The sequence below is a fragment of the Streptomyces sp. NPDC088732 genome (genome assembly GCF_044751205.1).
Classification (GTDB): Bacteria; Actinomycetota; Actinomycetes; order Streptomycetales; family Streptomycetaceae; genus Actinacidiphila.
Genome location: NZ_JBIVLI010000008.1, coordinates 312,913 through 319,305, shown reverse-complemented (window position 1 = coordinate 319,305; position 6,393 = coordinate 312,913). Strand labels below are relative to the sequence as shown.

Sequence of the window (6,393 nt, the reverse complement as noted above, 5' to 3'; positions counted from 1 at the left end):
GTGACGCCAGGGCAACGCCACGACAGCATCTGCGCACGGCCCCTCCTGGAACGGATCCGCGTTCCCCGCACCGGCCTGGGCCGACCACGCTGCCGGCCCGACCAGGTCATCGCAGACAAGGCCTACAGCTCGCGCGGCTTTCGCGCCTACCTGCGCAAACGCGGAATCGCCCAGACCATCCCCGAGAAAGCAGACCAGCAACGGCACCGACACAACCGCGGCCGAGACGGTGGCAGACCGCCCCGGTTCGACCGCGATATCTACCGACAACGGAACATGGTCGAACGCTGTTTCAACCGGCTCAAGGGCTTCCGAGGCATCGCAACCCGCTACGAGAAGACCGCCACCTCCTACGAAGCAGCGGTCACACTCGCGTCGTTCCTGCTTTGGGCAAGATCCGTTTGAAGACGGACCCTAGTGTCGTCAACGCGGTTGCGCAGGCCGGACCGTGAAACGGCGGCCCGCCCCGCGGAGTTGGCACGCGGGCGCGCCGGGCGGTGGTGGCCCGCCCGCCGCGCATCCGCCGACGGTACATCGGCACACAGGAGGAGCGGCGGCATGAGTCTGCTGGCACGGGTGAACCAGCCCTCGGACCTGCGAGGTCTGAGCCGTACGGAACTGGCCGGGCTCGCCGGGGAGATCCGCGAGTTCCTGGTCCGGCACGTGGCGGCCACGGGCGGCCACCTGGGCCCCAACCTCGGTGTCGTGGAACTGACCCTGGCCCTGCACCGGGTCTTCGACTCGCCGTGCGACCTGCTGCTGTGGGACGTCGGGCACCAGGCGTACGTCCACAAGATCGTGACGGGGCGTGCCGCGGAGTTCACGGGCCTGCGGCAGCGCGGCGGGCTCTCCGGGTACCCGAGCCGGGAGGAGTCCGCGCACGACCACATCGAGCACTCCCACGCGTCGGCGGCCCTGTCGTACGCCGACGGAATGGCCAAGGCCCGCAAGCTGGCGGGCGAGTCGGACCGGCACATCGTCGCCGTCGTCGGCGACGGAGCCCTCACCGGCGGGCTGGCCTGGGAGGCGCTGAACAACATCGCCGAGGCCCCCGACCGGCCGGTGGTGATCGTCGTGAACGACAACGGCCGGTCGTACGCACCGACCGTGGGCGGGCTCGCCCGGCACCTGGCGGCCCTGCGGGCCCACGCCGGCTACGAGCGCCTGGCGGGCTGGGGCAAACAGGCCCTCGGCGGCGCCGGGACGACGGGCCGGGCGCTGCACCGCACCCTGCACGCGGCCAAGGAAGGCATCAAGGAGGGCCTGCGGGCGGGCTTGGAGGGCCCGGCCGAGGCCGTGACGCCGTACTCCCTCTTCACCGCGCTGGGACTGCACTACCTCGGGCCCGTCGACGGCCACGACATCACCGCCGTGGAGACCGCCCTGGAGCGCGCCAAGGACCACGGGGCGCCCGTCGTCGTCCACTGCATCACACGCAAGGGGCTCGGTTATGCCCCCGCCGAGCAGGACGAGGAGGACCACCTGCACGGCATCGGCACCATCGACCCGCGGACGGGACGCCCTCTGCGGCCCTCCGCCCCGTCGTGGTCGGCGGCGTTCGGCCGCGAACTGGTGGAGCTGGCGGAAACGCACCCCGGCGTGGTGGCGATCACCGCGGCCATGCCCGGCTCGGTGGGCCTGAACGACTTCGCCGCACGGTACCCGGCACGGTTCTTCGACGTCGGGATCGCCGAGCAGCACGCGGTCGCCTCGGCCGCCGGAATGGCCATGGCGGGGCTGCACCCGGTGGTCGCCCTCTACGGCACCTTCCTGAACCGGGCACTTGACCAGGTGCTGATGGACCTCGCGCTGCACCGCCTCGGCACGACCCTCGTGCTCGACCGGTCCGGGGTCACCGGCGACGACGGGCCGAGCCACAACGGGCTGTGGGACCTGGCGATGCTCCAGGCCGTCCCGGGCCTGCGCATCGCCGCTCCCCGCGACGCGCGCACGCTCCGGCAGCAGTTGCGGCAGGCGGTCGCGGTCACCGACGCCCCGACGGTCCTGCGCTACCCGCGGGGCGCGGTCGGCCCGGACATCCCGGCGGCCGCCCGCGTGGGCGCGGTCGACGTCCTGCGTGCGGCATCCGGCACCGGTGGCGTCCTGCTGATCGCCGTCGGGACGACGGCCCGGGTCGCCCTCGAAGCGGCCGGGCTCTGCGCGGAGCAGGGTGTGGAGGTCACCGTGGTGGACCCGCTGTGGGTCAAGCCGCTCCCCGACGAACTGCCCGCCCTCGCCGCCGACCACGCGCTGGTCGTCACGGTCGAGGACGGCCTGCGGACCGGGGGCGTGGGAACGGCGGTGGTCCAGGCACTGCAGGAGGCCGGTGTCCGCACCCCCGTACATGTCCTGGGGGTGGCGGACGGTTTTCCCCGGCAGGCCGGCCGCGCCGAGATCCTCGCGGAAGCGGGCCTGACCGCGGCGGCCGTCGCGGACACCGTCACCCAGGCCCTGGCGCGGGCCGCCGCGCCCGTGTCAGGACGGTGACCTGGGGCGGCGGCCCGCGCGGCGCCCGCGACCGGGACCGGGCGCGGGCGCCCCGGTGCCCGGTCCGGCTACTCGCCCCACACCCAGGCGACCCGCTCGTACAGCGGCGCGAAGCCGGAGCGCAGCATGTTGTGGAGGGACGAGTTGTGGTCGCCGGGGCCCTCGGCCCCGGTCTCGGCGACGAGCCAGCGGCAGCCCGCGTCACGGGCTGCCTGGACGCGGGCCGCGAGGAGTGCCGACTGGGCACCGCGGCCCCGCGCCTCCGGAAGCGTCGCTCCGCCGAACATGTCGGCGCAGTCGCCGTTCACGAAGACGCTGCCGACCGCGACGATCCGTTCCCCGTCCCGGACGGCGTACTGCCGCCAGTTCGGCCGGCCCACGCATGCGGAGGCCATGTCGATCATGGCTGGCGTGGTGAAGCCGAACGTCGTCATCATCACGGTGGCCCACTCGCGGGCCTCGTGGGGTTCGACCGGGCCGACGCGCAGGTCCGGGTCGAGCGCGGCCGCGCTGTCACCGGTGTCGACCGCGGTCGCGACGTCGTACCCGAGCTTGGCGAAACGGGCGCCCTGGGTGAGGCCCCACTTGGCCGCGGTCGCGTCCCAGTCCGACGGCAGCACCGACGGCGCGATCATGAACGAGCCGCGCGGCACGCCCTGGTCGCGGAAGAAGCCGCACACCTCCTCCACGACGTCCGCCGTGACCGGCTCATCGGGCCCGAATCCCCCGACCCGGTTGAAGAAACGGCTCGGGTCCTCGCGGATGGCCAGTGCCCGCGCCGCGCCGAACTGCCGCGCGCCGATGCCCAGGGCCTCGTGCACGTCCGCCGGCGCGCCGGTCACGAAGTCGCTGTAGGCCCTGATCTCGGTCTCTTCGGCCAGGCCGGTCGGCACTGTGGTGGTCATGCGTGGTTCCCCTTGTGATGGTTGGTGGTGACGAAATCGAGCACGGCGGCGACGAACCTCTCCGTCTCCTCGATGTGCCCGAAGTGGCCGCTCGCGGTCAGCTCGCAGAGCCGCGCGTCCGGCATGCGGGTGCGGATCTCGTAGGCGTAGCGGGGCGGGCAGATGAAGTCGTAGCTGCCGACGATCACCAGGGCCCGTGCCCGGATGGTGCCGAGCCGGTCGCGTACGTCCCAGTCGGCGGGAAGCCGGTTCGGGTCATGGGTGGCCCGGAGGGCGGGCGCGCTGCCGATGCGCCCGATCGTCGCGCGGTGGTCGGCGAAGTAGGCGGGCAGGACGGCGGCGAGGTAGCGCTCCCGCGACCCGCTGTCGGTGATCTCCAGTGTCCCCGACATGCGGGCGCCCCACACCCGCCCCGCCTCGGCGGCCTCCGGCCGGTCCGGCCAGCGCCGGACGAACCGGTCCATCTCCCGGGTGGCCGTCCCGCTCATCTCCGGCCCGTACACGGGCGCGGTGTCGTAGAGGATCAGCCCGTCCAGGCGCTCGGGGTGGTCGAGGCCGAACTGCAGCGCGACGAAACCGCCGTGCGAGTGGCCGAGGAACCAGGCGGTCGGCGCCCCGAGGTCGTCGAGCACGGCTTCGGCGAAGCGCGCGTAGCGGGACATGGAGTAGTCCCCGTCCGGCAGCAGGTCACTGTCGCCGGACCCGACCGGGTCCACGTAGACCATGGTCAGATGCTGTTCCAGCGCGGGGATGCGCAGGTACTCGGGGTGCACACCGGGGCCCCCCGAGTGGACGAGGCACACCGGCCCGTGCCCCGTGACCCGGTAGACCTGGCGCACCCCGTCGACCAGGACGCTGCGCACCGCGGGCGCAGGGCCGCCGTACTCCGTCTCCGGAAAGGTTGCGTTCATACCCCCACGATGCGGTGAGGAGCGAAGAGGTTCGATCCGCCGCCAAGATTTTTTCGCGGGGCGGGCTCAGCGGTGGCGCGGGTGGTACAGACGCAGTCTGCCGTCACCGTTCGCGTCCAGGAAGTGCACCCAGACCACGCTGGGCGGGCAGTGGAACGGGTCCTCCGGCGGGCTGATGATGGCGGCCTCCCAGATGACCACCTCGCGGCCCGCCACCACGTTCAGCAGCCTCTGGCGGACGCCCTCGGAGACGTCACGCGTGAAGGAGAACCCCAGGTAGTCCAGGTCCGAGTGCTTGCCGGTCGGCCAGGTCACCTCCAGCCGGGGCGACCGCCAGTCCGCCCACGCCGAGGCGAGTTCGCCGCGATGGGCCGCCGTCATCGTCTCCTCGGCGAGGCGGCGGTGGCGGGCGGTACGGGTGGCGACGTCGTCGTGGACCTGGTCGCCCGTGCGCGCCAGTCCGCCGGCGAGCTGCGCCCGGGCCTGGTTGAGCCTGCTGCGCACGGTGCCGACGGGGGTGCCGCACAGCAGCGCGATCTCCTCGTAGGACGTGACGTCGGTGAAGTAGCGCAGCATGGTCACCAGCCGCAGCCCGGGCGACAGCCTGTCCAGCGCACTCCAGATCCAGTCCCGCAGGACGTGCCCGTCCAGCACGTCCGCCGGGTCGGGCGGGCCGCCCGAGCGGTCCATGGCGGCGAACCCCTCGAGCTCGGCCACCGGCACCGCCGACTTCTTCCGCAGCTGCGCACGGCACACATTGCGGACCACCATGCGCAGCCACGGGCCGGCGGCCTCCGGGTCGCGCAGGTCCCCGATGCGCCGCAGCGCGATGAGCGCGGCTTCCTGCACGGCGTCCTGGGCGTCCGGTCCGTGGCCCAGCACGGCCAGGGCGACCCCGTGCATGGCCGCCTGGTGCCTGGCGAGCAGCAGGCCGAGGGAGCCCGCGTCGCCTGCCTGGGCGGCCCGCACCAGGTCGACGTCCAGCGGTGTCCCGTTCGACAGCGGATCAGTCATATGCGGACCATTCAATCAGAACGGCCCGCACCCCGGTCCGGGCGCTCACGCCGGTGCCCGGACCGGGGCGGGGTCACGCGGCCGCGGAGAGGCGGTGCCGGATGTGGTCGACCAGTGCTGTTTCGACGCGCCGGCGCGGGGCGCCGGTGAGGTCCTCGTAGCCGGCCAGCACGGTCATCCACTCGTTGAACACGGGGCGGTCCCCGGTCAGCAGCCAGTCCACGCACAGATAGTCCGCCTCGAGACTGCGGGCCAGCCGCTCGCTCGACGCGGCGGTGTCACCGGGAGGTTCGTGCACGGAGCCGCTGCCGCCCTGACTCACGTTGGCCAGGTACGCCTCGTCGCCGGGGCGTCGCAGCAGCGCGGCGACGGTCTTGCCCTCGGACACGTAGACCCGCAGGTCGCCGGTGTTGGGCAGGTGGGGCTGGACCAGGCAGCCCAGGCCCGAGGGTGCCAGCAGGTCGACCGTGGCGGCGAGGTGCTGGGGTGTGTCGGCCTTCAGCACACCGAATCCCATGGCCATCGAACGCGGTTTCACCACATAGGGGCCCTCGGGCAGTTCGGAGCGGACGGCGTCGAGGGCGCGGCGCGCGTAGCGGCCGAAGGGCACACTGACCGTGGGCAGGACCGGCGCGCCCAGCGATGCCGCGTGGTGGTACATCGCCAGTTTGTCGGTGCCGAGGCCGTCGGGATCGAGGGTCCCGTCCGTCAGGAGCACGCTGTCCGAGGCGCGGATCGTCCGGACGACGGCCTCCAGGTGGCGGGCGATGCCCGGGTCCCAGGTCCAGGACGTGACGAGGAAGCCCGCCCGCTCCGCGAGCAGGTCGTCCCCGTCGTGCAGGAGGCGCGGGCGGCCGTTCCAGGCGGGGACGATGTCGCAGGAGTGGACGACCCGCACGTCGAAGCCGGCCGCGCGCAGCATGTCCACGCGCCCCGAGCCCTCGCGTTTCAGTCGCTCCTGGACACGCGGGTCGTAGTTGTCGGGTGTGGTGATCCACACCAGGGGGGCCGGGCCGGCGCCGTGCACGGGGTCTCCTTCGGTGGGCTGCGACGGGTGAGTGGTGCGGCGGGCGGGG

Annotated in this window: 6 protein-coding genes; 2 read left to right on the top strand and 4 right to left on the bottom strand. The window is 73.2% G+C overall.

Annotated features, from left to right (window positions below):
- Together ACIP9H_RS16695 and dxs are read left to right on the top strand one after the other, a co-directional pair.
- On the top strand, positions 1-405 hold a 405-nt coding region (locus ACIP9H_RS16695; protein WP_401959584.1), incomplete at its 5' end, for an IS5 family transposase.
- Between the two features lie 153 nt (positions 406-558).
- Complete coding sequence (gene dxs / locus ACIP9H_RS16690; RefSeq protein ID WP_401583400.1) at positions 559-2,487, top strand: 1-deoxy-D-xylulose-5-phosphate synthase; 1,929 nt, start codon at positions 559-561, stop codon at positions 2,485-2,487.
- A gap of 68 nt (positions 2,488-2,555) precedes the next feature.
- Here the strand turns inward: dxs and ACIP9H_RS16685 are convergent, their stop codons facing one another.
- From ACIP9H_RS16685 to ACIP9H_RS16670, 4 genes are all read right to left on the bottom strand, one after another.
- Positions 2,556-3,392, bottom strand: a complete 837-nt coding sequence (locus ACIP9H_RS16685; RefSeq protein ID WP_401959582.1) for a GNAT family N-acetyltransferase — start codon at positions 3,390-3,392, stop codon at positions 2,556-2,558.
- Positions 3,389-4,303: an alpha/beta fold hydrolase gene (locus ACIP9H_RS16680; protein ID WP_401583397.1), complete on the bottom strand. Its 915-nt coding sequence runs from the start codon at positions 4,301-4,303 to the stop codon at positions 3,389-3,391. The genes ACIP9H_RS16685 and ACIP9H_RS16680 overlap by 4 nt, the downstream gene beginning before the upstream one ends.
- A gap of 66 nt (positions 4,304-4,369) precedes the next feature.
- On the bottom strand, positions 4,370-5,317 hold the full coding sequence (locus tag ACIP9H_RS16675) for an RNA polymerase sigma factor (RefSeq protein ID WP_401583395.1): 948 nt from the start codon (positions 5,315-5,317) through the stop codon (positions 4,370-4,372).
- A gap of 73 nt (positions 5,318-5,390) precedes the next feature.
- The gene (locus ACIP9H_RS16670; protein WP_401583394.1) at positions 5,391-6,344 is read right to left on the bottom strand and encodes a RimK family alpha-L-glutamate ligase; all 954 of its coding nucleotides are present in this window, start codon (positions 6,342-6,344) and stop codon (positions 5,391-5,393) included.
- Positions 6,345-6,393: the final 49 nt, after the last annotated feature.

What these genes read in the sequence shown, in the direction of transcription:
- dxs (WP_401583400.1), top strand. Translation starts at nt 559, where the DNA reads ATGAGTCTGCTGGCACGGGTGAACCAGCCCTCGGACCTGCGAGGTCTG.
- ACIP9H_RS16685 (WP_401959582.1), bottom strand. Translation starts at nt 3,392, where the DNA reads ATGACCACCACAGTGCCGACCGGCCTGGCCGAAGAGACCGAGATCAGG.
- ACIP9H_RS16680 (WP_401583397.1), bottom strand. Translation starts at nt 4,303, where the DNA reads ATGAACGCAACCTTTCCGGAGACGGAGTACGGCGGCCCTGCGCCCGCG.
- ACIP9H_RS16675 (WP_401583395.1), bottom strand. Translation starts at nt 5,317, where the DNA reads ATGACTGATCCGCTGTCGAACGGGACACCGCTGGACGTCGACCTGGTG.